Origin of the sequence: Lentilactobacillus curieae (genome assembly GCF_000785105.2) — a bacterium.
GTDB classification, from domain to species: Bacteria; Bacillota; Bacilli; order Lactobacillales; family Lactobacillaceae; genus Lentilactobacillus; species Lentilactobacillus curieae.
Genome location: NZ_CP018906.1, coordinates 1,974,228 through 2,000,154, shown reverse-complemented (window position 1 = coordinate 2,000,154; position 25,927 = coordinate 1,974,228). Strand labels below are relative to the sequence as shown.

Here is a 25,927-nt window from a genome sequence, read left to right as displayed (position 1 = left end):
TGTGCAATCTAAAGGTGAAGAGGAACAGCTGTCCCGAGGATTGAAAAATCGCCATGTTCAATTGATTGCCCTGGGTGGCACGATTGGAACTGGATTGTTTCTTGGTGCTGGCCAATCGATTCATTTGGCAGGGCCATCAATCGTGCTTGCATATATGATTGCGGGGATTGCGTGTTTTTTGTTAATGCGCGCATTAGGCGAGTTGTTATTGTCAGATGTAGACAGTAATTCGTTTGTTCATTTTATAAAAAAATATCTCGGAGAACGTGCCGGATTTGTAATTGGCTGGACGTATTGGACCTGTTGGGTCGCAATTGCGATGGCCGAAGTGACGGCCTCTGGGCTGTATGTCCAGTTTTGGTTTCCAAAGATTCCCGTATGGGTTACTGGCTTAGTCATCCTTATGGTTCTGTTTTTGGTTAACATCTTTGCTGTTTCGGCGTTCGGTGAAACTGAGTTTTGGTTCGCGATTATTAAAATAATTGCCATCATAGCACTAATTCTTGTGGGAATCGTACTAGTCTTGATGCACTATAAGACACCATACGGACATGCAGAGCTTAGTAATGTTGTTGAAGGTGGAATTTTTGCTAATCATATTTCCGGTTTCCTGCTATCTTTCCAAATGGTATTGTTTAGTTTTGCCGGAATTGAAATGATTGGAATGACTGCTTCTGAAACAAAAGATCCAGAAATAACTATTCCTAAGAGTATTAATGAAGTGCCAACTCGGGTAATTTTATTTTATGTAGGTTCACTGCTTGCGTTGATGAGCATTTTTCCTTGGAGACACGTATCTCCAACAAGCAGCCCATTTGTGCAAGTGTTCTCAGGAATTGGAATCAATTCAGCAGCAATGATCATTAACTTTGTTGTGTTAACGGCTGCTTTGTCTGCTTGTAACAGTTCGATTTTTACAACTGGGCGGATGCTATTTTCGCTTACGTTTGAAAGTAAATCAAAGTTTGGTAAAAAGGTGGGGAGTCTCTCACGGAGACAAATTCCAGTCAATGCGATTATGTTCTCAACGTTAGTTATAGCATTGGTCGTGATTATTAGTATCTTCATGCCAGGAAATGTATTTAGTTTTATTTCCAGTGTGGCAACGACTTGTTTCTTATTTGTTTGGGGTTCGATTGTGGTAGCTCACCTTAAGTACCGTAAAGAAATTAAAAATAAGGAAGCAGACCATCACTTGAAGTTTAAGATGCCACTATTTCCATTTTCTGACTACTTCGTGTTGGCTTTCCTTGCTTTTGTTGGTGTTGTTTTAATCTTCAAGACTGACACGCTAATTGCGCTAATTGGTTCAATTGTTTGGTTATTGGCGCTTTATTTCTTCAAAGGATTTTCTGATAAGGTTAAAGAGGAAGTAAACTAATACTATTTTTGTAAGGTACAAGAGAGTGCACATTACTCCTGTACCTTATTTTTAGGTTTTTATAAATGTGTGATGTAGATACGCATTTTAGCTTACAGCCCATAAGCCAGGTGGTATCATATATTGTATGAATAAGTACGGGAGACGATAAAATGCAATACTTTACTGCTGATACGCATTTTTTTCATGATCGTTTATTAGGAGTCAGTGAGTTTGCTCCCAGACCATTTTTGACTGTTGAAGATATGAATGAAACCATTATCAATAATTGGAACCAAGTGGTGGATGAGAATGATATTGTCTATCATCTTGGTGATATTGCAATGTTGCATACTCGCCCTGCAAAAGCTGCTTATGAACAAATTTTTGAAGTTTTGGACTCTCTTAATGGACGTTTAGTTTTAATTAAGGGAAACCATGATGCTCGAGATTTATTCAAGTATCTTGAAAAAAATAATCATCCTGCTGGCAGTGGAATGAAATTTGAATTTCATGATGTAGGGGCATTGATAAAGATGAATCATCGCCAGTATTACTTGACGCACTATCCAATGATGATGGGAATTGTAAAACAAATAATTAATTTGCATGGGCATATTCATCACTATGCTGTGCCTATCAAAGAGAACATTAACGTTGGTGTCGACACCCCGGAGACTGATTATCTTGATGAAAAGATTCCATTTGGAACCCCATTGTCGTCAGCTCAGGTTGAAAAAATGGTGGAACAAAAAGCAATTGATTTCGCGAAGAGGAGGTAATCGGTGATGAAGGAAAAATTAACTATCTTGCATACCAATGACCTCCATTCACACTTTGAAAATTGGCCAAAAATTAGAAGATTTTTATTGTCTGAACGTGAGATATTATCCAATGAGCGGCAAAGTTCAGTGATTACCGTTGATCTAGGAGATGCGTTAGATAGGGCACATCCTTTGACAGAGGTTACAAACGGAAGAGCTAATGTTGAACTACTAAATCAAATTGGCTATGATGCAGTGACAATTGGCAATAATGAGGGCTTAACTAACACCCACGCTCAACTGGATGAATTGTATTCAGATGCTAATTTTGACGTTGTACTGGGTAATATATTGGACGACAAAAATAACACGTATCCAAAGTGGGCACATCCTGATAAGATTGTTACTACTAAGGGCGGAACCCGAGTACTAATTTTAGGAATGACTGCTCCATATACGCTAACTTACCCAATTTTGGGATGGCAACCAATCAATCCAGAAACTGTTATTCCTAAACTCTTGGCCAAGCGTCGTGGGGAGTACGATTTAGTAGTACTCCTTAGTCATTTAGGAATTAACCAAGATCGAATTTTAGCCAGAAAATTTCCAGAGTTAACAGTGATAATTGGTTCCCACACTCACCATTTGTTGTTACACGGTGAGATTGTCAATCAGTCGATTTTAGCGGCAGCCGAAAAGTGGGAGCATTATGTTGGTGAAATTACCCTAGATTTAGATGATCATAAAGTTGTCAATAAAAAAGCTAAAGTTATCAAGACAACTGATTTAAAAGAGGAGCAATCTGATAAGGCTGAAATTGAAGGATATGAGACGCGCGGCGAACAACTGTTGGCCAAAAATAAGCTAGCAAGGATTCCGGCTGAAATGACCACTAATCTGGTTGGCCACTCGAGGTTAGTTAATGAAGGCCTCCATGCTTTGATGCAAAAAGCTGGGACACAAGCAGCAATTTTGAATTCGGGTTTGTTTTTAACTAATTTGCCAGCTGGAATCGTCGATCGAAACCAGTTGCATAAGATGCTACCTCATTCAATGCACGTAATGAAAGTCACGTTGGATGGTTATAATTTGTGGAGACTGGTTCAAGAAATGCAAAAAAACCGTAACTTCTTAGTTAAATTTCCTCAAAAGGGAATGGGCTTTCGAGGTAAGTACTTCGGCTTGTTGCACTATGGTGGCTTGAGGTTTGACGAAAATAGTGGTCAACTACTATTCCGCGAAGAGCCGGTTTCTCCGCTAAAAACTTATGAGGTGGCAATGCCGGATCATTATTTATTTATTCCATTTTTCCCAACGTTAGATATTATTGGGAACAACGAAATACTATATGATCAAAGTTTACGAGATGTATTTGGAGATTATTTGGCAAAGAACTACCCATTAACTAAAATTTAGGAGGTGAGCATTTGGAAAAAAGTGTTTTAGATGAATTGTTAGCCGAGAAAAATGAGCAGCAATCGCCAATGGCGAAAATTATTCGCCAAAGTGAAACGGAATTTACAGTTAATGATCACAAATATGAAATTGATCCTCAATTTGTGTCAGGCTTTGAGTTTGAAGATTTTCGTAATCGTTATAATCCTGCCTTAAGCCAATATGATTACATTGTTGGTGATTATAGCTATGATCAGCTTAGACTGAAGGGCTTTTTTGAAAATGATCGCTCAGAGGTAAAGGGTCCGTTTGCAGAACAAATTCCTGACTATATATTAGAGTTAGTTAATTTTGGTGCTAAATATTTTGTTGTGCATAATTTAGAGGCCCGCCCAATTACTAGACGAAACAATAATGGTGAGCGTCACAATACTCGCCGACGGAGAAGAAATAATAACAACAATAGCCGAAAACGAAATCCACAAAAGGGCGGTTATGTTAAGCAAAAGGTCACAAAGACAAAGCCACCCTTGTCCAAGCGTAAGAACGTTACCGTTAGTCAGGAAAAGAAATCACAGCATAAGCACCGTTTTGTAATTAAAGAAAACAAAGATAACGCAGGAGATTAACATGATGAAGTACAAGGGATATTTTATTGATTTAGACGGAACTGTTTATGCTGGAAAAAAAAGAATTCCTGCTGCCAAGCGATTTATCGAAAATTTACAGGCACAGTCAATTCCGTTCCTCTTCGTGACTAATAACTCAACAAAATTACCACGTGATGTTGTGGCTGATTTAGCGCAAAACCATGACATTCATGTAACGGAAGATAATGTTTATACGTCGGGGATGGCAACAGCAGATTATATTGCCGAAGATGCGGGTGATCCTTCAAAGACATCTGTGTATATCGTTGGTGAGATGGGGTTGTATCAAGCCATTCTTGCTAAGGGATTTCATTTGGATAATGTTGATCCTAACTACGTTGTTGTGGGACTTGATTCCGATTTAACATACGAAAAATTAACAGAAGCTGTTTTAGCAGTTAGAAATGGTTCTGTTTTTATTGGAACGAACCCTGATACAAACATTCCAAAGGAGCGGGGAATGCTTCCTGGAGCTGGGACCGTAGTGAACTTTGTTGAGCATGCATCTCAACAAGAACCGATTATGATTGGAAAGCCTAACGCAATGATTTTAAACAGTGCCTTAAAAAAAATTGGGTTACAGCGTGAAGATGTGATTATGGTCGGTGATAATTACAATACCGATATCAAAGCTGGAATTAACGCAAATGTTGATACGCTTTTGGTATATTCAGGACTTTCAACAAGAGATGAAGTTGCAAAGGAAGCAATTCAACCAACTCACGAAATTGAGTCTTTAGACGATTGGAAGCTTTAAGATGGGAAGACTAACCGTACGGCAGTGGCAAGTAGCTTTGGTTGTCGGATTATTCTCAATCTCATTGGCCATTTTTTTGACAATCAACAGTGTGTGGCTGTTTAGTATCAATGCTCATTTTCAACACCTGGGAAAGTTGACCGGATTGTCGTTTAACCAAATGCACCAGGAATATTTGAGAATTATAAACTATCTTGAAAACCCCTTTAAATCACAAATTGGGTTTAAGTACTTTAGAAGTTCAAAGGGTGGGTTATTACATTTTCGAGATGTTAGGCACCTTGTGATGTTTAATAATTTGGTGTTCATCATTTCAATTCCATTTGTTGTCCAATGCGTTAGATGGTTAAAGCGAACAGGTCTGCAGTGGTTGTTGTTAAGCCCAATTAAGATTATCGTTACCGTTTCACTAATGATTGTTGCCATGATGGCAGTTAGCTTTGATCAGGTGTTCATCTGGTTTCATGAAGTGTTATTTAGAAATGAAGACTGGATATTTGATCCAGCTGTTGATCCAGTAATTAATATGTTGCCTGATACTTTGTTTTTGCAATTCTTCTTGCTGTTTTTTACATTGTTCTTCTTGGTTTTAGGAGGTTGGTATTTCTGGGCAAAAAGGGCAATAAAAAAGACGCCATAATGGCGTCAAATTATTATTCGGGATCTTTCATTAGAATCCAAAGTACAAGGTAAATTATAATTCCGGGAAACATCGGGGTAATGGCCAAGATAACAAACAAAACTCTCACTAAGGTTGAGTTCCATTCAAAGTGATCGCTAAGTCCACCGATCACTCCAGCCAAGAGTTTGTCATCTTTTGAGCGGTGAATATCAATTTTCATTATTAGTCCCTCCCAAGGAATTTTATAACTTAAGTTTAAGTCGTATCAAGGATTATGGCAATTATTCATATCTTATGATATATTTTGAAATAGAAAATGATTGGTAGGAGATCACATGTTAACTTTATATGTAGACGGAAATTTAGGAAATCAAGAAGTTGAATTATCTGATGGTAGTACTGGTCAATTATCAGGAGTACGCATTTCTGGTTCGATTTTAGGTAGTAACTCCATGGCCGTTCAATGGACATTCATCTCAACTGGCCGGGCTCATGAAGGCTTTGTTTATTCTGGGGCATTCAGCGATGGTATGATCATTGAATCAATGAGCGGAAAAGAACAGTACCAAATTAAGATTAAGATGTAATTTAAGGGTACATACGTTAAAAAGCTATGATGACAGATACTGTGTCACCATAGTTTTATTTTTTGGAGGATTATTATGAGTGTCGGAATTGAAAAAATTGGTTTTTACACTGCTCCTTACTATATCGACATGGTCGATTTAGCGGAAGCAAGAAATCAGGACCCAAATAAGTTTTTGATTGGAATTGGGCAAAAGCAGCAATCAGTGATTCCACCTTCACAGGATGTAGTTTCAATGGCAGCAAATGCTGCAGAAACGATTCTAACTGAGGAAGATAAAAAAACAATTGATATGATTATTTTTGGTACCGAAACTGGAATTGATAATTCGAAAGCAGCTTCGATGTACTTGCAGTCACTTTTAGGTATATCTGACTATGCAAGAGCGTTCGAAGTTAAGCAAGCCTGTTATGGTGGGACTGCAGGAATTCAGATGGGAATCAATTACCTAGCTTTGAATCCTGACAGAAAAGTTTTGGTTATCGGTGCGGATATTGCCCGCTATGGTTTGGAAACTCCTGGAGAGGTGACTCAGGGTGGCGGAGCAGTTGCAATGCTTTTGTCTAGTAATCCAACCGTCCTTGCGTTAGATGGCAAGAGCGCCTTTTACTCAAAAAACATCATGGACTTTTGGAGACCAAATTATACAAAAGAGGCTCGGGTCGATGGCCATTATTCTAACGATGTCTACGTGGACTTTTTCAACCGGACGTTTAATCAGTATCTTGATAGATATAATAAACAGGTGACGGATTTTGATGCTCTAGTTTTCCATCTGCCATATCCGAAGATGGGAGTAAAAGCATTAAGAACGGTTGTACCACAAGAGGAGGAAAATAATCCCCTGTGGGTTGAGTTCAACCATTCGAAATTGTATAACTCTCTTGTTGGAAACTTATACACTGGTTCTTTGTACCTCAGCCTAATTTCACTTATCGCGAATTCAAAAACGATTCCAGCTGGTGCTAATATTGGCTTATTCAGCTATGGTTCAGGTGCCCAAGGTGAGTTTTATTCCGGTGTTCTTGGAGAATTCGACCGTAAATTGCTTAAACAATCAGTTGACCAACAAATTAATCGTAGAAAGCGATTAACAATTACAGAATATGAACAGATGTATCGGTCCGGCTTAAAAGAAACGGCTGATCTAAGCATTAATTATTCAGATGATGATTCTAGGTTCGTATTGAAAGGCAGAGCAAAGGATAAGTTGATTTATTTAGACCAAGTGACTGGTGAGGACAAATAAAAAATTCAGTTGATTGCAATTTGAAATCAACTGAATTTTGTTTTTATAATGGTTTTTGGATTAATATATTTCTGATCTGAATAAGCTGACAACCTTACCAAGGATACTTACCCGAGTTAAGATGATTGGCGCCATGGTGTCATTTTCAGGTTGTAATCTAAAATGGTCGCTTTCCTTGAAGAAACGTTTACAAGTGGCTTCGTTTTCGTCAGTCATGGCGATGACAATGTCACCATTTTCGGCTGAAGCCTGCTTCTTTACAATCACATAGTCCCCATTTAAAATACCGGCGTTAATCATACTTTCACCACGAATTTGTAACATGAACAGTGGTTGATCAGAATTAGCTAGAGAAGATGGCAATGGGAAGTAGTCGGTGGCTTCCTCGACAGCCAAAATTGGCTCACCGGCTGTCACAGTTCCTAATACAGGAATTTGCTTTTGGTTGGGAGTGATGCCCAACACTTCCATACCTGAAGCAGTTACTTCTAGCGCGCGGGGTTTTGATGGGTCTTTGACAATATAACCTTTACGCTCTAACCTAGCAATATGGCCATGAACTGTAGAAGTTGATGAAAGGTTTACTGCTTCACCAATTTCACGAACTGTAGGTGGATAACCGTGTTCGTTTACTTTTTCCCATATGTAATGTAAAATTTCTATTTGTTTGCTTTGGGTTGCTTTCATCGAAGACACCTCATCGTTCTTTATTATTATAATAATCGTAACATAAACTATGCTGGCTTTCAAACACATGTTCGCATTTGGAAAGCTATAAAAATATGGAGGAATTAAGTTGACTAAAGATAATCAAAAGAAACATCCTGTCGAAGAAATTGAAGACGAAGTATTAAAGAAAATTGTTCCTAGAATTAACGAACTCGCTAAAAAGGCTAAAGGGGCTGGCTTGACTGAAGTTGAGAAGGTTGAACAAGCCGACTTACGTAAAAAATATGTAACTCGTTTCAAGGAAAACTTTAGGCGTCAGATTGAAATGATGAAAGTTTACGACAATGATGGCAAGGAAGTTACCCCAGAAAAGGTTCGTAAAATTCAACGCAAAAAGAATTTACGTGACGACTGATCTAAAGATTATATTCGTTTTTATCCCGATTTATCTTTATATTTTCAACAATCTTGTGTAAAATTATTATCGATATGTAAATAAGGAGGCCGAAACATGGCAACTTGGTTGTGGATTCTAATTGTAATCGTTGCGTTAATTGGTGGCCTGTTTGGTGGTTTTTTCATTTCTCGTCGTTACATGGAGAAATACCTCAAAGAAAACCCTCCATTCAGCGAAGATCAATTGAGACAAATGATGCTTCAAATGGGACAAAAACCATCTCAAAAGAAACTTCATCAAATGATGAATTCAATGAAGTCACAGAGTAATAAAAAATAAAAGCGAGATGAGCTGGACACTCATCACGCTTTTATTTTTTTGAAACGTCTACGTATTTAAAGTTTGGATTCACTTCTTGATCTAGTCTGTTAAAGGATTCTTGTAGTTTTTGCTCGATTTCCTTTTGAGCTGGATCGTCAAGCTTGGTTTTTCGATCAACGTAGATTGGATCACCAAACGAAACGATGACTTTTTTTCTTGAAAAGAGGCTCTTGAATGTTAACGGTCCTTGGTAAACGGTTGGGACGAGTGGCACATTTGATAGTTGAGCAATCAATGCGGCTCCAGCTTTGAGTTCAGATGAATGCCTGGTACCTGATGGAAATAGGATCAATGAGAGATCCTTTTTTCTTAAAATCTTCACTGGAGTTTTGATTGCTGATGGCCCAGGGTTTTCCCTGTCCACTGGGAATGCATTAGCGTGGACCAGAATAGCTTTTAGAATTGGATTTTTGAATAATTCTTTTTTTGCCATGAAACTAAACTTTTTAGGGCTCGCGGCCACCGCGAAGTAAATAGGATCAAACCAAGTTCTGTGGGGACCAACTAAAATATAGTTACCCTTTGGCAATCGACTTTTATTTAGATAATGAGCGTTGCCATTTATGATAAACAGAATAATTTTGACCAATACTCGAGCAAATGAGTAAAACAATTTCTGTTTCCTTCTTTCATGCTGATTTAATAGGACTATTTTACGTAAAAAACCGTTATTTGGCAAATGTTGGTATACTTAATAATACAAACTCAAAATAAAGGAACAAACAAATGAATGCAGAATTAAAGTCTGGCGAGAGAATTGACCAGTTATACAGTAAAAATATTTCAATAATCCAAAGTGCAAATGTTTTTTCATTTTCATTAGATGCGGTTTTGTTAGCTGAGTTTGCATCTGTGTCTAAAAATAAAACTAAGACCTTAGTCGACCTTTGTGCCGGCAATGGGGCTGTTGGATTATTCATCAGTGAACGGACTAATGCAAAAATTTATGAAATTGAACTACAGCCTAGACTCGCTGATATGGCTACTAGAAGTGTAAAGCTGAATAATCTTGAAGATCAAGTCGTTGTTATTAATGATGACTTAAAAAACACGACAGATCACATTAAAAAGGACTCAGTTGACGTTGTCACGGTTAATCCACCTTACTTTTTAAATTACGATACATCCGAAAAAAATCCGAATGAATATTTAGCGATTGCCCGTCATGAGCTTACGACTACTTTAAATCAAGTTGTTAAAACATCCGCCGATCTATTAAAGATGAATGGGAAATTTTTCATGGTCCACCGACCGGATCGACTGACAGACATCTTGACTACAATGCGTCATAATCGAATTGAACCCAAAGCATTGCAATTTGTGAGACCAAGTCATGGAAAGTTAGCAAATATGGTTTTAGTTTCTGGAATTAAAGATGGCAGATATAATGGTGTCAAAATATTGGATGATGTGATTGTCCACGATGGAGATCACTATTCTAAATCAATCGAGATGATGCTGTATGGCAAGCGATAAAAAGTTTTATATGTATGTTTTATTGTGTGAAGATAATAGTTTATACACAGGATATACTGATGATGTCCAAAAACGGTTTGAAACTCATGTAAGTGGCGAAGGTGCTAAATACACGCGTGCACACAAGCCTGTTAAAATTTTATACCAGGAAGAATTTTCTACGAAACATGAAGCAATGAGTGCGGAGTACCATTTTAAAAAGCATACCAAATCACAAAAGCTAACATATATTCGTGAACATCAATCATTGTGAACAGGACGCCAAACGTCATAGACAGCGGTTTCAGTGTTATACTGTTGGTATTACGTATAGGAGGTAGTTTTCGTGAAAATTGTTGCATACGGAATTAGAGACGATGAAAAACCTTATCTTGACAAATGGAGCGATGAAAATCCAGATGTTGAAGTTCAATCAACAGGTGACTTGTTAGATGAATCAACTGTTGGGTTGGCAAATGGTGCTGATGGGGTTGTTACATACCAACAAAAGCCTTATACCGCAGAAGTACTCGACAAACTAGGGAGCTTTGGAATCAAGTTTCTTTCACTCAGAAACGTAGGTGTCGATAATATTGACGCCACAGCTGCTAAGCGTAATGGAATCAAAGTTACCAACGTTCCAGCTTACTCTCCAGAAGCAATTGCAGAATTTACTGTTACTCAGTTGATGAGACTCCTGAGAAGAACAAATACATTTGACCGAAAGCAAAAAGATGGGGACCTTCAATGGGCACCTGACATCGCTGAAGAGTTAAATCAAATGACTGTCGGGGTTGTTGCTACTGGTCGAATTGGCCGTGCGGCAATGAAAATTTATGAAGGCTTTGGAGCTAAGGTCATTGCTTATGATGTATTCCATAATCCCGAGCTAGAAAAACAGGGGATCTATGTTGATACAATGGATGAGCTGTATTCTCAATCTGACGTAATTTCTCTTCATGCTCCAGCAACCAAGGAAAACGAGCATATGTTAAATGATGATGCTTTTTCAAAGATGAAGGACGGGGTTTATATCCTCAATCCAGCTCGTGGAGCATTAATTGATACAGACGCGTTGATTCGGGCACTAGATTCAGGAAAAGTAGGCGGTGCTGCAGTTGACACCTACGAAAACGAAGTTGGTATTTTCAACACTGATTTTGGAAGCTTTGACAAGATTCCTGATGAACGGTTAAAAAACTTGATGAAACGTGAAAATGTTCTGGTAAGCCCACATATCGCTTTCTACACCAAGAGAGCTGTCAGAAATATGGTTTATTTTGCAATGGACGCTAATAAATCATTGATTGAATCTGGTAAATCAGATAAGCTCGTTGATTTATAATCATCCAAGTGATTCGAAATAAAAAGGGAACCACGGTGGCTATCACCGTGGTCCCTTTTTTCTGTGCTTATAGAATTAAAGCGCTAATTCTGTTAGTAATTCTCGTAGCTCCTCGGGGGTGGAAACTGTTTGATCTGGAATTGCACTTGGATCACTAATCGTGCCGTTAAATGGGTTATACCAAACAGCTTGCCAACCAGCCTTTTTAGCCGGGATAATGTCTTCGTTAAATGAGCTACCAACATACAGCATTTCGCTACCTCGAAGTTCAAATTTACGATTCATCATCGTAAAAATCAAAGGATCAGGTTTTTCAGCTTTGGCATCTTCTGAAGTGATTATTTGGTCACGGCTGATCCAATTATGAAGTTTCAGTTTCATAATCTTTGAAAGTTGTTCTTCGTTAGATCCATTAGTAATGATTCCGAGCTTAAATTTTGAAGCAAGGCGATTAAAAACTGTGGCTAGTCCCTCAGAAAGCTGGATATTCTCACGATTTTGTAGAAATGCATCTTCAAATTTGTCAGCATTATCTTTTGTGAGCCCTTCAATTTCGAACTTTTTAAAAGTGTGGTGAAGACTGTGAAAGTTAGCTTCACTATCACTAAGACTAATTTGTTCTTTATCACTTGGTGAACTCACTAATTCAAATTGGTTTTGATAGTTAATATAAATTTGTTTTAATTGGTTATCATCAATGTTAGAATCAAACACGGTTCTAAATGCCTCATTAAAGCAAGGCTCTTGATTATACAGGGTATCGTCAACGTCGAAAACGATGGCTTTTATCATTTGTATGTTGCCTCCTTGTTACGAAATAGTATTGTAACATGTTTAACCTAAATTTAAAAATTCACTTGGATTTTTGCTATGTTAAGACAATAAAGGGTTGCTTTAATCAGCGGATTTAGATATAATTTTAAAGGTGTTTTAAATACACACCTGAAGTGATGTGCTAACAAGTGCCTATTTGGTTGTTAGCGCAGGTGATCTTTGGGGAGGAAAAACTAATTTATATGGAGGCTATATCATGGCTGTTATTTCTATGAAACAATTATTGGAAGCCGGAGTACATTTCGGTCACCAAACTCGTCGTTGGAACCCAAAGATGAAGGAATATATCTTTACTGAACGTAACGGTATTTACATCATCGACTTACAAAAGACTGTTAAGCTTATCGATTCTGCTTACAACTTTGTTAAGGACGAAGCATCAAAGGGTGCTGTTATTCTTTTTGTTGGTACTAAGAAGCAAGCACAAGACGCTATCGCTGAAGAAGCAACTCGTGCAGGCCAATACTTCGTCAACAACCGTTGGCTTGGTGGTACTTTAACCAACTGGAACACTATCCAATCACGTGTTAAAAGATTAAAAGAATTAAAGAAAATGGCAACTGACGGAACTTTCGAACGTTTACCTAAGAAGGAAGTTTCATTGCTTGTTAAGCAACAAGAAAAGCTTGAAAGATTCCTTGGTGGTATCGAAGATATGCCAAAGATTCCTGATGTTATGTTCATTGTTGATCCTCGTAAGGAACAAATCGCTGTTAAGGAAGCTCAAAAATTGAACATTCCTATCGTTGCTATGGTTGATACTAACACTGATCCAGATGATATTGATGTTATTATCCCATCTAACGATGACGCTATTCGTGCCGTTCGCTTGATCACTTCAAAGATGGCTGACGCTATCATCGAAGGTAACCAAGGTGAAGACGATGTTAACGAAGATACTTTTAACGGAGACAAGTCAAAGAGCGACGATTCAATCGAAGCAATTGCTGACGAAGTTGAAGGAAACAAAGAATAATTAAAGCACTTAGGCTGACTCCATCGCTTCAGACCAATTTGGCCTAGTGAGGGGTCAGTTTTTATTTGAAAAGGGAGGCCAATATAATGGCAAAAATTTCTGCAGCTCAAGTTAAAGAATTACGCGAAAAAACTGGCGTTGGTATGATGGACGCTAAGAAGGCACTTGTTGAAACTGAAGGTGACTTTGATAAAGCAATCGAAGTTTTACGTGAAAAAGGTGTTGCTAAAGCTGAAAAGAAGAGTGGTCGTGTTGCTGCCAACGGTTTAGCTAACATTGCTATTCATGACAACACTGCAGTTATCGTTGAAGTTAACTCAGAAACTGATTTTGTTGCTACTAGTGATCCATTTAAGGACCTTGTAAACAAGGTTAGTGATGCCATCGCATTACAAAAACCTGCAACAGTTGAAGACGCTTTGAAGCTTAAGACTGAAAAGGGTACTGTTCAAGACGATATCATCGAAACCACTCAAGTTACTGGTGAAAAGGTTACTTTGAGACGTTTTGAAATTGTTGAAAAGGGCGACAACGAAGTGTTCGGTTCATACCTTCACAATGGTGGCGAAATTGGTGCCTTGGTACTTCTTGATGGTGCTGATGAAGAAACTGCTAAAGATGTTGCAATGCACGTTGCAGCCATCAACCCAGAATACTTGAACAAAGACGAAGTTCCTGCAGATCGTCTTGCAGAAGAAAAGAAGACTCTTACCGAAGAAGCACTAAATGAAGGTAAGCCTGAAAAGATCGTTGAAAAAATGGTTGAAGGTCGTCTTCACAAGTTCTTGGCAGAAATCTCACTTGAAGACCAAGAATTTGTTAAGGACCAAGACCAAACAGTTGCTAAGTACGTTGCTTCTAAGAACGGTAAAATTAAGAAGTTTGTTCGTTATGAAGTTGGTGAAGGAATCGAACAAAACAAACAAAGTTTTGAAGATGAAGTTCGTTCACAATTGAAATAATCAGAATGGAGCGCCCGCGTGGCGCTTTTTTTGTACCAATTTTTTATCCACGTCAATTATTAGAAAATAAGAATTTCTCAAATTGGCAGATATATTGTTGTTCCCCTTGTGATTATGCTAAAATTATAGTTAATGATTAACAATGGGAGGCACTTTGATGTCTGATATAAAATACAACCGAATCGTTTTAAAGCTAAGTGGAGAGGCTTTAGCGGGTGAAAAAGGATTTGGAATAAATCCACCAGTTATTAAGGATGTTGCATCTGAAATTAAAAACATTTACGATTTAGGAATTCAAATTGGTATCGTCGTCGGTGGCGGTAACATGTGGCGTGGTGAAGCAGGCGCTGAAATGGGTATGGAACGTGCCCAGGCTGATTACATCGGAATGCTTGGAACGGTGATGAATGGGCTAGCACTGCAAGACAACCTTGAATCATTAGGAGTTCCTACCAGAGTCCAAACTTCTATTGAAATGAGACAAATTGCTGAACCTTACATCAGACGTAAGGCAGTTCGCCATCTTGAAAAGGGCAGAGTCGTAATTTTTGCTGGCGGTACTGGAAATCCTTACTTCTCAACTGATACTACTGCTGCATTAAGAGCAGCGGAAATTGGTGCTGATGCAATTTTGATGGCCAAAAATGGGGTTGATGGAATTTATTCTGACGATCCTAAAACTAACGAAGACGCAGTTAAGTATGATTCTTTAACTTATATGGACATCATCAGTAAAGGTCTTAAAGTTATGGATTCCACTGCAAGCTCTCTTTCAATGGATAACCATATTCCGTTGGTCGTGTTTAATTTGAATAAATCAGGTAACATTCGTAAGGTAATTACCGGAGAAAATATCGGAACAACTGTTAAGGAGAAGTAATTTATGGCAGATGCTAAATCAATTATCAGTGAAGCAAAAACAAAAATGAAAAAGGCTCATGAAGTTTTAGACCGTGAGTTAGGTGGTATTAGGGCAGGTAGGGCAAATGCTAGCTTGCTTAATCGTGTAATGGTTGACTATTATGGAGCTCAAACACCTCTTAACCAAGTTGCAGCGATTTCAATTCCTGAAGCACGGGTGATTATGATTACTCCGTACGATAAAACTGCTTTGGAAAATATTGAAAAGGGTATTTATGAAGCTGATCTTGGAATTAGCCCTACAAACGATGGTAATTCAATTCGGTTAGTAGTTCCTGCACTTACTGAGGAACGCCGTAAGGAAATTGCTAAGCAAGTTAAAGCGACCGGTGAGCAAAGTAAGGTTGCGGTTCGAAACGTACGTCGAGAAGCAATGGATGCATTGAAGAAGACTCATAAAGCTGAAGAAATTACGGATGATGAACTTCACAAGTATGAGGATGAAGCCCAAAAGGCAACCGATGATGCCATTAAAGTGGTGGATCAAAAAGTAGCTGAAAAAGAAAAAGAAGTTGTAAACGGATAGGAGAATTTTAATGGCTGACGATAATAATCAAGTAGAAGTAGTACCAGGAACAGAAGAATTTGAACATATGTTGTTTAAATTAAACATGGATGTTACTTCAGGTGACGTTTCGGTGCTAAATTACAACGGTAACGAATTACAACAAGTTCAAGATGGGCTTTATGCAATGCCTGCCCTTGTTCAGGAAGATTTCAACCTTTTCTTCATTGTTTCTAAACTAGTTGAAGACGATTGGGTAATGGCATTTTCAACTGCCACAATCGAAAATAATAATGAAATCACTGATTTATCAGAACCAATGACAACAGGTAAGGGACTTAACGTTCTTGGTGGCGTTAGTCCTGCCGATGCAAATAACCTTTTAAAGTACTTTAATACTTTATCTGATGCCGGCCGTGGCGAATGGCGCATGGTTGACAAGCCTGAAGATGCCTCAAATGAAGAATAGCGACTATTTAGGATGAGCAGGTACTCATCCTTTATTTTTGCTAAGATTTAAGGATGGGATTATGAATAAAGAAGTCGATGAAGAATTAGTTAACCAAATTGATAGCGAAAATATTCCTAATCACGTGGCTGTTATTATGGATGGCAATGGTCGTTGGGCACAAAAACGTCACTTGCCACGGGTAGCAGGGCATAAAGAGGGAATGCAAACGGTCAAAAAAGTGGCAATTGCTGCTAGTAACTTGGGTATTAAAGTTCTAACGCTCTATGCATTTTCAACTGAAAATTGGAAAAGGCCAGATAAGGAAGTTAATTTTTTAATGAAGTTGCCGGTGACTTTTTTTGGCGACTTTGTTCCAGATTTGATTAAAAATAACGTTAGAGTTCAAGTAATGGGGGATGTTGATCAACTACCGAAGGCGACAAAAAAGGCAGTTGCTGATGCAATTTCTCAAACTTCTGAATGTACTGGAATGATTTTGAACTTTGCTCTTAATTATGGAAGCCGTTTAGAAATTGTTGATGCAGTCAAAGAAATCGCTAATCTGGCTAAACGGGGCCAACTTGATGTTGATTCAATTGATGAGGATGTGGTAAGCCATCACTTAATGTCTGCACCACTTGGACAGTATGCTGATCCTGATTTGCTGATAAGAACTAGCGGTGAAGAAAGAATCTCTAATTTCTTACTGTGGCAAATTGCTTATAGTGAGTTAGCATTTGTTGATACATTATGGCCAGATTTTGATGGTGACACCTTAATTAAGGAAGTCATCGAGTATCAGGGACGTCATCGACGGTTTGGCGGACTTGAATCTGAATAGGAGTGCTTTATTTTGAAACAAAGAGTTATAACGGCTGTTGTGGCCTTAATTATTTTTATCCCAATTATAATTATTGGTGGCACCTGGATTGATGTTGCTGCTTTAGTGCTCGGAATAATTGGAATTTCTGAAATTTTAGTTATGAAGAAAAAACTATTGGTTTCTCCAGAATCGATTTTAAGCTTTTTAGGGGTGTCGGTTTTGATAATCCCAGACGCCTGGATGAATCTGTTACCAAGTTACATCGACAGAATGTTTTTGTTTTATGTGTTTGTAATTTTATTGTTATTACTGACAGTATTTTCAAAGAATATGTTCACGTTTGATGATGTTGGTGTGATTACTCTGGGAATGCTTTACGTTGGCTCAGGATTTCATTACTTTTTAATGGCAAGAGAGTTATCTTTAACTACGTTGCTTTACGCCTTATTTATTGTCTGGATTACTGATAGTGGCGCATATATGTTTGGTCGAACATTTGGAAAACATAAATTGGCACCGCACATTAGTCCTAATAAAACCTGGGAAGGCTCTGTTTTAGGTTCATTAGCAGCAGTGATTATTTGTTCTATCTTCCTAATTCTTTATCCAATCAATTCAATGGGTCTTTTAACAATTGTTATTGTAAGTGCATTGCTATCAATTGCTGGTCAATTTGGAGATTTAATTGAATCAGCACTAAAACGGTATTATGATGTAAAGGATTCAGGAAAAATTCTTCCCGGTCACGGTGGAATTTTAGATAGATTTGACAGCCTATTGCTTGTCTTGCCAATCATGCACTTGGTTGGAATTATATAAAAACGGAGGAATACCTCTTTGATAACAACTATTATTGCGTTCATTATAGTTTTTGGGATTATCGTCATTTCTCATGAATTTGGTCATTATTATGCTGCCAAAAAGTCAGGAATCCTCGTTCGCGAGTTTTCTGTGGGGATGGGTCCTAAACTATTTTATTACATCAAGAATCACACAACTTTCACTTTGAGGTTATTACCTTTAGGTGGATATGTCCGTATGGCTGGTGATGCTGATGACGAAGAAGAAATCAAACCGGGAACCCCAGTATCACTAAAGGTTGGTGCCGATAATAAAGTAACTTCGATTAACACAAGTAACAAGAATTCATTGTTCCAAGGAATTCCCGTTACTGTTGTTAGGACAGACCTTGAACAAGAACTATTTATCGAAGGTTACGAAAATGGTGATGAATCTGAGCTGAAGCGATATTCAGTTGCTCACGACGCTACAATCATTGAGTCAGATGGTACTGAGGTTCAAATCGCTCCAGTTGATGTTCAATTTCAATCTGCATCCTTGCCAAAGAGGATGATTACTAACGTTGCTGGTGTGTTCAACAACTTTGTCCTGACAATTTTAGTGTTTACTATCTTGGCGTTTGTTCAGGGTGGGGTCGCTAATAACTCTACTAAGATTGATGTTGCGCCTCAAGATTCGGTTGCTAAGGATGCCGGAATCAAGAATGGTGATCAGATTCTATCAGTCGATGGAGTAAAGACGAAAAATTGGTCGGACTTAGCTACCCAAATACAGGGAAAAGCGGGTAAGAACGTTGACCTCAAGGTTAAACGTAACGACCAGACTAAGATAATCACATTAACTCCCAAAACGGTTAAATCCGGTGATAAAAAAGTTGGCGTGATTGGAATCACTCAGCACTTAGATAATAGCTTTAAAGCAAAAATATTAGGTGGGTTCACACAGACCTTTAACTTAACAGGACGCTTGTTGTCTGCATTATGGTCAATGGTTTCTGGTCACTTTAGTCTAAATGACCTTGGTGGACCAGTAGCTATCTTTGCTACAACATCTCAAGCTACAAAGGGTGGAGTTGCCGGAGTTATGTATTTCTTGGCATTCCTATCACTGAACTTGGCAATCATCAACCTGATTCCAATTCCTGGTCTTGATGGTGGGAAGCTGTTGTTAAACATCATCGAAGCTATTAGGCATAAGCCTGTATCAGAAAAAACAGAAACGGTAATTACATTAATCGGATTTGCCTTTTTAATGTTACTAATGATTTTAGTAACTTGGAATGACATTTCTAGATATTTCTTGCATTAATGTCCGAAGGAGAATAGTTGAATTATGAAACAGTCAAAAATCTTGATTCCAACCTTAAAGGAAACACCTAGTGGTGCAGAAGCTTTAAGTCACCAAATGTTATTAAGAGCGGGATACATTCGCCAAGTATCTGCTGGTATGTATGCATATTTACCACTAGCATACAAAGTGATCACTAACATCGAAAAGATTGTTCGTGAAGAAATGGAAAAAGCAAATGCGTTTGAAATGCTTGTTCCAGGTGTGTTACCTGCTGACCTTTGGCGGGAATCAGGACGGTATGAAACCTACGGACCAGAGTTATTTAAATTTAAAAACCGCCACGAAACTGATTTTATCCTTGGCCCAACTCACGAGGAAACATTTACTCAATTAGTTCGTGATGCAGTTAAATCTTACAAGCAGTTACCATTTATGCTTTACCAAATACAAGCAAAGTATCGTGATGAAGATCGTCCCCGCTATGGGTTGCTCAGAAGTCGCGAGTTTATCATGAAAGATGCTTACTCTTTCTCAGCTAATGAGGAAGATTTAGATCAAGCTTATCGCGCAATGGAAAAGGCCTACGTTAACATTTTTGACAGAATCGGTTTAAACTACCGCGTCATCATCGGTGATGGTGGTGCAATGGGTGGCTCAGATTCTAAAGAATTCTCTGCCCTTGCAGCTATTGGGGAAGATACAATTGCGTACTCTAGCGACAGTGATTATTCTGCTAACCTAGAGATGGCTAAGGCTAAAATTAGTGAACAATCGTCTCATGCTGAATTGCAGGAGCTTGAAAAGGTTGCTACCCCTGATTCAAAGACGATCGAAGAGGTTTCTGACTTTTTGAAGGTTGAACCTAAGCAAATTGTTAAATCGATGTTATTTATTGCTGATGAAAAGCCGGTTCTTGTTATGGTTCCTGGTGACTATGAAGTGAATGACGTTAAGGTTAAAAATTTCCTTAAAGCTGATTTTCTTGAGCCAGCGACTGACGAGCAAGCTGAAAAGTATATTGGTGTTAACTTTGGTTCACTTGGACCAATTAATGTTAATGATGAAGTTCGGTTACTTGTTGATGTTCGGATTAAAAATATGCGCAACTTTGTTGTTGGTGCTAACGAAGATGGCTTCCACTACCTAAATGCTAATCTGGGTCGTGATTTTGAAAGTGACGATGTTGATGACTTTGTCTTTGTTAAAGAGGGTGAAACATCACCTGATGGTCAAGGAACCCTTAAATTTACTCGTGGGATTGAAATTGGTCATATCTTTAAATTAGGTACCCGATACTCAGATAGTCTTGGAGCTACGGTTCTTGATGAAAATGGCCGTGCAAAGCCAATTATTATGGGTTCATACGGTATTGGTATCAGCCGTTTGCTATCAGCAATTGCTGAACAGTATGGGGACGAAAACGGCTTAGTTTGGCCAAAATCAGTTGCACCGTTCATGGTTCACGTTATTCCCGTTAACGTTAAAAACGACGTTCAACGCGAGTTAGCAGACCAAATTGAAAGCAATTTAACCGAAAGTGGTTTGGATGTCTTGGTCGATGATCGTAAAGAAAGAGCTGGCGTAAAATTTGCCGATTCTGATTTATTAGGACTTCCTGTCCGAGTTACAGTAGGTAAAAAGGCCGAAGATGGGATCGTTGAAATCAAAATTCGTAAGAATGGTGAGACAATTGAAGCTAAGGTTGAAGAATTAAGTGAAACAGTTAAAATATTACTCGACAATTTAGAAGAGTAATCGATAGTTTTTATTAAAAAACTGGGTAACCCCAGTTTTTTTCTACCTACTGAGGAGGAATAAGGTTGGCGCTCAATCAAAACGAAATGTTTCAAAAGCTTCTTGAACAACTTAAATGGTTTGAGATGAAAGATGACCCCGTTTTTGAAAATGCACGCTTGGACAAACTAGAGGTGCATGAAAAGAGTCGCAAGTGGCAATTTGATATTAGTACTAATACTATTCTGCCATTTGATGTGTTTGATCAGCTTAATGATCGTTTGCAAGCTAGTTTTAATGAGATTGCCAATGTGTCATTCATTATCAAACCCACTCAAAGCCACTTTGACGAGAATTTATTAAAGGATTATTGGGAATGGATTGTTACCAATTCAGGAGTTACATCTCCACTTTTAAAGGAGCTGTGCGATAATCATTTGCCATATATGAATGGTGACAGGGTAGAGTTTAGCGCTGAAAATGAAATCGTTAAGAACTTTATGACAAATACGGCACTTGGCCCGATTGAAGATTTATATCGCCGGGCTGGTTTCCCAAACTTTTCAATTCATACGATTGTTGATGAAACTGCCTCACAAAAAAACATTGAGGCAATGAGAAAACGAAATGAAGCTAATGGTGCTGAGTTAGTGAAAAAAGCCAATGCGGCTATGAAACTAAATGAGGCTAAACAAAAGAAACAAAGTTCTAACAATAGCTCAAGCTCGATTGGGAAAAAGATTAAGCCTGATATTCCGATAACCAAGATGGTTGATATTCAAGACGAGGAGCGTTCGGTTGTCGTTGAAGGATATGTATTTTCAAAGGAAGTCCGGGCGTTACGTTCTGGCCGTGAATTGTTGATGTTGAAGGTAACCGACTACACCTCGTCAATTTCAATCAAAAAATTCTCTGGTAAAAATGAGCAAGGTGCCTTCGATAATGTGGATGAAGGCGCTTGGATAAAGGTTAGAGGAAGTGTCCAAGAAGACAATTACTCTCATGAATTGACATTTATGGCAAATGATATTAATCCATTCAATCACACTTCAAAAAAGGATCTTGCACCAGAAGATGAAAAGAGAGTTGAACTCCACTTACACACTTCTATGAGTCAGATGGATGCTACCAACAATATTGCAGATTTTGCAAAAAGAGCTAAACAATGGGGACATCCAGCGTTGGCGATTACAGATCATTCTGGAGTTCAAGGATTTCCGGATGCTTTTCATGCTGGAGAAAAAAACGATTTAAAGATGCTTTACGGTGTTGAAATAAACCTTGTAGATGAGGGTGTTCCAATTACCTACAATGATACTCACATACCGTTAAAAGACGCTACGTATGTCATCTTTGATGTGGAAACAACTGGTTTGTCAGCGATTTATGATCGCGTAATCGAGTTGTCAGCTGTTAGGATGGAAAATGCAAATGTAGTTGCTCAGTTTGAAGAATTTATTGATCCTGGATTCCATCTGTCTGAACAAACGACTAATTTAACGTCGATTACTGACGATATGGTTCGTGGTTCAAAGTCTGAGGAGGAAGTTTTCAAGCTATTCCGTGAATTTTGTGGCGACTCAATTATTGTCGGGCATAACGTGACGTTTGATGTCGGGTTCATGAATACTGGGTACAAGCGTCATGGAATGTCAGAAATTTCCAACCCAATTATTGATACGTTGACGTTGGCACGGTTCTTATATCCTCATTTAAAGGGATACCGACTAAATACATTAGCAAAAAAATTTGATGTTAGTTTGGAACATCATCACCGTGCCGTTTATGATGCTGAATCAACTGGGCATTTAAATTATATCTTCTTGAAAGACGCTGAGGAAAAGTATGGTATTCAATACCATGACCAGTTAAATGATCATATGGCGGACAACGATGCGTATAAGCATGCTAGACCAAGCCATGCGGTGTTGTTAGCGAAGACCCAGGCAGGGTTGAAAAACATGTTTAAAATCGTTTCACTTTCAAATGTCGAGTACTTCTATAGGGTGCCTAGAGTACCTAGAAAACAGCTTGAAAAATACCGTGATGGCATCATTGTTGGGTCTGCTTGCTCAAGTGGTGAAGTTTTTACAGCCATGATGCAAAAGGGAATGGAAGAGGCTCGTGAAAAGGCTAAGTTCTATGACTACTTAGAAGTACAACCACCACGGGTATATCAACCATTGATTGAGTCTGGCCTGATCTCTGACGAGAACAAGCTCCATGAAATTATTCAAAACATGATAGATTTAGGTGATGAACTTGATAAGCCAGTTGTTGCAACAGGTGATGTTCATTACCTTGATGACCATGACTATATTTACCGAAAAATTTTAATTAATTCTCAAGGTGGGGCAAATCCGCTAAACCGGCAAACATTGCCTGATCAACATTTTTTGAGTACTGACGAAATGCTTGCTGAATTTGATTTCTTAGGTGAAGAGAAAGCTAAAGAAATCGTGGTTACCAATACTAATGCCATTGCTGACAGTATCGATGAGGTTCATCCTCTAAAGGACAAACTTTACACTCCTCGAATGGAAGGAGCAGAGGATGAGATTCAAAGTAAGACGATGAATACTGCTCATGAGATGTACGGAGATCCATTACCTGAAATCGTTGAAAAGCGATTAGAAAAAGAATTGAAGAGTATTATTGGAAATGGATTCTCGGTTATTTATCTGATTGCCCAACGATTGGTGCATAAAAGTAATAAGGATGGTTATTTGGTAGGCTCCCGTGGTTCTGTTGGTTCAAGTTTGGTTGCCACATTAACTGGAATAACTGAGGTTAATCCATTGCCACCACACTATCGTTGTCCAAACTGTCAACACAGTGAGTTCTTTACGAAGGGTGAGTATAGCTCGGGTTATGATTTACCTGAAAAGAACTGTCCTGAGTGTGGCACCCAGATGATCGGTGATGGGCATGATATTCCCTTTGAAACCTTCTTAGGATTCACAGGTAATAAGGTTCCGGATATTGATTTGAACTTCTCTGGAGACTATCAACCAATTGCGCATAATTACACTAAGGTATTGTTTGGTGAGAAAAATGTGTTCCGTGCCGGGACGATTGGTACTGTTGCTGACAAAACAGCGTATGGTTATGTAAAAGCATATGAGCGTGACACCGGTAAAACATTCAGACAAACTGAAGAAGACAGGCTTTCAAAAGGGGCCACTGGGGTTAAGCGGACTACTGGACAACATCCAGCCGGAATTATTGTTGTTCCTGACTATATGGATATTTATGACTTTACGCCAATTCAATTCCCAGCAGATGATAGATCAGCTGCGTGGAAGACTACCCACTTTGATTTCCATTCTATTCATGACAACATTTTGAAGATTGATATCTTGGGTCATGATGATCCAACAATGATCCGAATGCTTCAAGATTTATCTGGGATCAACCCCAAGACTATCCCGATGGATGATCCTGGCGTGATGTCATTGTTCTCTAGTCCCGAAGTGCTTGGGGTGACTGAAGACCAAATTCAATCCAAAACTGGAACGTTAGGTGTCCCTGAATTTGGGACCCGATTTGTTCGGGGGATGCTTGAGGAAACTCATCCTAGCAACTATTCCGAACTACTACAAATTTCTGGATTATCTCATGGAACCGATGTTTGGATTGGTAACGCAGATGAGTTAATTAAAAACGGGACAGCAACTATTGCTAACGTTATTGGGTGTCGTGATAACATCATGACTGATTTGATTCATTGGGGACTTGATTCTGAACTATCGTTCCAAATCATGGAACACGTTCGTAAGGGGCGGGGAATTCCAGATGATTGGCAAGCAGAAATGAAGAAGGCCAATATCCCTGATTGGTACATCCAATCTTGTTTGAAAATCAAGTATATGTTCCCACGTGCCCATGCCGCTGCATACATTTTGATGGCGTTACGAATTGCATACTTTAAGGTTTACTTCCCACTGGTTTATTACGCTGCATATTTCTCAGTGCGAGCTGACGATTTTGATATCGTGTCAATGAGCCGCGGTAAAGAAGCCGTTAAAAACGCAATGCAGGCCATTAACGATAAGGGAATGGACGCATCTACCAAAGAAAAGAATTTATTGACTGTTTTGGAATTAGCCAATGAAATGCTAGAACGTGGCTATGAATTTAAAATGGTTGATTTAGACAAATCAGATGCTTCTGAATGGTTAATTGACGGTAATTCTTTAATCGCACCTTTTGATTCTGTACCTGGTCTAGGACTTAATGTTGCCAAGCAGATTGTTGCGGCACGGGAAGATAGACCGTTTATCTCTAAAGAGGACCTTGCTAAGCGAGGAAAGGTTTCCAAAACCCTGATTGAGTTTATGACTGAAAACGGTATATTGGAAGGATTACCTGACGAGAACCAGTTAAGCTTGTTTGACATGATGTAGCAATTTGCCAAAACCGTTTAACTATGCTAAAATTAGTGTTACTAAATAACTTGGAAAAGGAGTGAGCAGAAATGCTCGCTCTTTTTATTGGATTTTTTAGGAGGAGAATATTTGAGCAACGTTGTTGAGACAGTAAAGGAACTTGTTGAACCAATTTTAGAGTCACATTCCTTTTACTTATTTGATGTAGAATTTGTTAAGGAAAATAAGAGCTATTACCTCAGGGTCTATATTGACAAACCTGGCGGCATTACTATTGATGACTGTGTATTGGTATCTGACGAGCTAAGTGAGAAGATTGATGCTTTGCCAGAAGACCCAATTCCGGAAGCATACTTTTTGGAAGTCTCATCACCAGGTGCCGAACGTCCTCTGAGAAACGAAAAAGAACTTAAAGAGGCAATTAATGAGTATATTCACGTTTCATTGTTTAAAAAATTAAATGGTGAAAAAGCTTACGAAGGAACTTTACTGAGTGTGAATGATGACGACATTAAGTTACAAATTAATGATGCCAAACAAACAGTTTTGGAAGTTCCACGTGAACTAATTGCCAAATCAAGATTAGCAATCAAATTTTAAAAGAGGAGAGTA

The 25,927-nt window shown here is 38.6% G+C and carries 28 protein-coding genes; 24 read left to right on the top strand and 4 right to left on the bottom strand.

Annotated features, from left to right (window positions below):
* The first annotated feature begins 1 nt into the window (after position 1).
* From PL11_RS09710 to PL11_RS09685, 6 genes are all read left to right on the top strand, one after another.
* Positions 2-1,381, top strand: coding sequence for an amino acid permease (locus tag PL11_RS09710; protein ID WP_035166990.1), 1,380 nt, complete (start codon positions 2-4; stop codon positions 1,379-1,381).
* A 152-nt stretch (positions 1,382-1,533) separates the two neighbouring features.
* Positions 1,534-2,142, top strand: a complete 609-nt coding sequence (locus tag PL11_RS09705) for a metallophosphoesterase (RefSeq protein WP_035166991.1) — start codon at positions 1,534-1,536, stop codon at positions 2,140-2,142.
* Positions 2,143-2,148: 6 nt separating this feature from the next.
* Positions 2,149-3,540 carry a bifunctional metallophosphatase/5'-nucleotidase gene (locus tag PL11_RS09700; protein ID WP_035166992.1) on the top strand — a complete coding sequence of 464 codons (1,392 nt, stop codon included), beginning with the start codon at positions 2,149-2,151 and terminating at the stop codon, positions 3,538-3,540.
* Between the two features lie 11 nt (positions 3,541-3,551).
* A complete protein-coding gene (locus PL11_RS09695; protein WP_035166994.1) occupies positions 3,552-4,148 on the top strand; it encodes a YutD family protein in 597 nt (198 codons plus the stop codon).
* A 4-nt stretch (positions 4,149-4,152) separates the two neighbouring features.
* A complete protein-coding gene (locus tag PL11_RS09690; protein ID WP_191982109.1) occupies positions 4,153-4,926 on the top strand; it encodes a TIGR01457 family HAD-type hydrolase in 774 nt (257 codons plus the stop codon).
* Position 4,927: 1 nt separating this feature from the next.
* Positions 4,928-5,566 carry a TIGR01906 family membrane protein gene (locus PL11_RS09685; RefSeq protein WP_035166996.1) on the top strand — a complete coding sequence of 213 codons (639 nt, stop codon included), beginning with the start codon at positions 4,928-4,930 and terminating at the stop codon, positions 5,564-5,566.
* A gap of 13 nt (positions 5,567-5,579) precedes the next feature.
* Here the strand turns inward: PL11_RS09685 and PL11_RS09680 are convergent, their stop codons facing one another.
* Complete coding sequence (locus tag PL11_RS09680) at positions 5,580-5,768, bottom strand: PspC domain-containing protein (protein ID WP_035166997.1); 189 nt, start codon at positions 5,766-5,768, stop codon at positions 5,580-5,582.
* Between the two features lie 115 nt (positions 5,769-5,883).
* Between PL11_RS09680 and PL11_RS09675 the strand changes: the two genes are divergently transcribed.
* Together PL11_RS09675 and PL11_RS09670 are read left to right on the top strand one after the other, a co-directional pair.
* On the top strand, positions 5,884-6,135 hold the full coding sequence (locus tag PL11_RS09675) for a hypothetical protein (RefSeq protein ID WP_035166998.1): 252 nt from the start codon (positions 5,884-5,886) through the stop codon (positions 6,133-6,135).
* Between the two features lie 75 nt (positions 6,136-6,210).
* Positions 6,211-7,383 carry a hydroxymethylglutaryl-CoA synthase gene (locus tag PL11_RS09670; protein ID WP_035166999.1) on the top strand — a complete coding sequence of 391 codons (1,173 nt, stop codon included), beginning with the start codon at positions 6,211-6,213 and terminating at the stop codon, positions 7,381-7,383.
* Between the two features lie 60 nt (positions 7,384-7,443).
* On the opposite strand, the gene lexA is transcribed toward PL11_RS09670, so the two are convergent.
* The gene (gene lexA / locus PL11_RS09665; protein WP_035167000.1) at positions 7,444-8,070 is read right to left on the bottom strand and encodes a transcriptional repressor LexA; all 627 of its coding nucleotides are present in this window, start codon (positions 8,068-8,070) and stop codon (positions 7,444-7,446) included.
* Positions 8,071-8,218: 148 nt separating this feature from the next.
* Between lexA and PL11_RS09660 the strand changes: the two genes are divergently transcribed.
* Together PL11_RS09660 and PL11_RS09655 are read left to right on the top strand one after the other, a co-directional pair.
* Complete coding sequence (locus PL11_RS09660) at positions 8,219-8,467, top strand: DUF896 domain-containing protein (protein ID WP_035167667.1); 249 nt, start codon at positions 8,219-8,221, stop codon at positions 8,465-8,467.
* 96 nt (positions 8,468-8,563) lie between these two features.
* On the top strand, positions 8,564-8,788 hold the full coding sequence (locus PL11_RS09655; protein ID WP_035167001.1) for a YneF family protein: 225 nt from the start codon (positions 8,564-8,566) through the stop codon (positions 8,786-8,788).
* A gap of 31 nt (positions 8,789-8,819) precedes the next feature.
* On the opposite strand, the gene PL11_RS09650 is transcribed toward PL11_RS09655, so the two are convergent.
* The gene (locus PL11_RS09650) at positions 8,820-9,443 is read right to left on the bottom strand and encodes a lysophospholipid acyltransferase family protein (RefSeq protein ID WP_035167002.1); all 624 of its coding nucleotides are present in this window, start codon (positions 9,441-9,443) and stop codon (positions 8,820-8,822) included.
* A gap of 113 nt (positions 9,444-9,556) precedes the next feature.
* Here PL11_RS09650 and PL11_RS09645 point away from each other — a divergent pair, with 113 nt between their 5' ends.
* The 3 genes from PL11_RS09645 (at position 9,557) to PL11_RS09635 (ending at position 11,630) form a co-directional block, all read left to right on the top strand.
* Positions 9,557-10,306, top strand: coding sequence for a tRNA1(Val) (adenine(37)-N6)-methyltransferase (locus PL11_RS09645; RefSeq protein WP_035167003.1), 750 nt, complete (start codon positions 9,557-9,559; stop codon positions 10,304-10,306).
* A complete protein-coding gene (locus tag PL11_RS09640; RefSeq protein ID WP_035167004.1) occupies positions 10,293-10,559 on the top strand; it encodes a GIY-YIG nuclease family protein in 267 nt (88 codons plus the stop codon). The genes PL11_RS09645 and PL11_RS09640 overlap by 14 nt, the downstream gene beginning before the upstream one ends.
* A gap of 72 nt (positions 10,560-10,631) precedes the next feature.
* Positions 10,632-11,630, top strand: coding sequence for a D-2-hydroxyacid dehydrogenase (locus PL11_RS09635; protein WP_035167005.1), 999 nt, complete (start codon positions 10,632-10,634; stop codon positions 11,628-11,630).
* Between the two features lie 75 nt (positions 11,631-11,705).
* Here PL11_RS09635 and PL11_RS09630 read toward each other — a convergent pair whose 3' ends face one another.
* On the bottom strand, positions 11,706-12,422 hold the full coding sequence (locus PL11_RS09630; RefSeq protein WP_035167006.1) for an HAD family hydrolase: 717 nt from the start codon (positions 12,420-12,422) through the stop codon (positions 11,706-11,708).
* Between the two features lie 238 nt (positions 12,423-12,660).
* On the opposite strand from PL11_RS09630, the gene rpsB reads away from it, so the two are divergent.
* The 11 genes from rpsB (at position 12,661) to rimP (ending at position 25,915) form a co-directional block, all read left to right on the top strand.
* A complete protein-coding gene (rpsB, locus tag PL11_RS09625) occupies positions 12,661-13,440 on the top strand; it encodes a 30S ribosomal protein S2 (protein ID WP_035167007.1) in 780 nt (259 codons plus the stop codon).
* An 86-nt stretch (positions 13,441-13,526) separates the two neighbouring features.
* Positions 13,527-14,402 carry a translation elongation factor Ts gene (tsf, locus tag PL11_RS09620; RefSeq protein ID WP_035167008.1) on the top strand — a complete coding sequence of 292 codons (876 nt, stop codon included), beginning with the start codon at positions 13,527-13,529 and terminating at the stop codon, positions 14,400-14,402.
* A 157-nt stretch (positions 14,403-14,559) separates the two neighbouring features.
* Entirely contained in the window at positions 14,560-15,282 is a 723-nt protein-coding gene (gene pyrH / locus PL11_RS09615; RefSeq protein ID WP_035167009.1) for a UMP kinase, read from the top strand.
* 3 nt (positions 15,283-15,285) lie between these two features.
* A complete protein-coding gene (gene frr / locus PL11_RS09610) occupies positions 15,286-15,849 on the top strand; it encodes a ribosome recycling factor (RefSeq protein WP_035167010.1) in 564 nt (187 codons plus the stop codon).
* Between the two features lie 10 nt (positions 15,850-15,859).
* Positions 15,860-16,297, top strand: a complete 438-nt coding sequence (locus tag PL11_RS09605; RefSeq protein ID WP_035167011.1) for a hypothetical protein — start codon at positions 15,860-15,862, stop codon at positions 16,295-16,297.
* A gap of 61 nt (positions 16,298-16,358) precedes the next feature.
* Entirely contained in the window at positions 16,359-17,120 is a 762-nt protein-coding gene (locus tag PL11_RS09600) for an isoprenyl transferase (protein ID WP_035167012.1), read from the top strand.
* A gap of 12 nt (positions 17,121-17,132) precedes the next feature.
* Complete coding sequence (locus PL11_RS09595; protein WP_035167013.1) at positions 17,133-17,921, top strand: phosphatidate cytidylyltransferase; 789 nt, start codon at positions 17,133-17,135, stop codon at positions 17,919-17,921.
* An 18-nt stretch (positions 17,922-17,939) separates the two neighbouring features.
* A complete protein-coding gene (rseP, locus tag PL11_RS09590) occupies positions 17,940-19,211 on the top strand; it encodes an RIP metalloprotease RseP (RefSeq protein ID WP_035167014.1) in 1,272 nt (423 codons plus the stop codon).
* 24 nt (positions 19,212-19,235) lie between these two features.
* Positions 19,236-20,948 (top strand): proline--tRNA ligase, encoded by a 1,713-nt coding sequence (locus PL11_RS09585; protein WP_035167015.1) that lies wholly within the window; start codon positions 19,236-19,238, stop codon positions 20,946-20,948.
* A gap of 65 nt (positions 20,949-21,013) precedes the next feature.
* Positions 21,014-25,333, top strand: a complete 4,320-nt coding sequence (locus PL11_RS09580; RefSeq protein WP_152639014.1) for a PolC-type DNA polymerase III — start codon at positions 21,014-21,016, stop codon at positions 25,331-25,333.
* 111 nt (positions 25,334-25,444) lie between these two features.
* The gene (gene rimP, locus PL11_RS09575) at positions 25,445-25,915 is read left to right on the top strand and encodes a ribosome maturation factor RimP (protein ID WP_035167016.1); all 471 of its coding nucleotides are present in this window, start codon (positions 25,445-25,447) and stop codon (positions 25,913-25,915) included.
* The last annotated feature ends 12 nt before the right edge of the window (positions 25,916-25,927 follow it).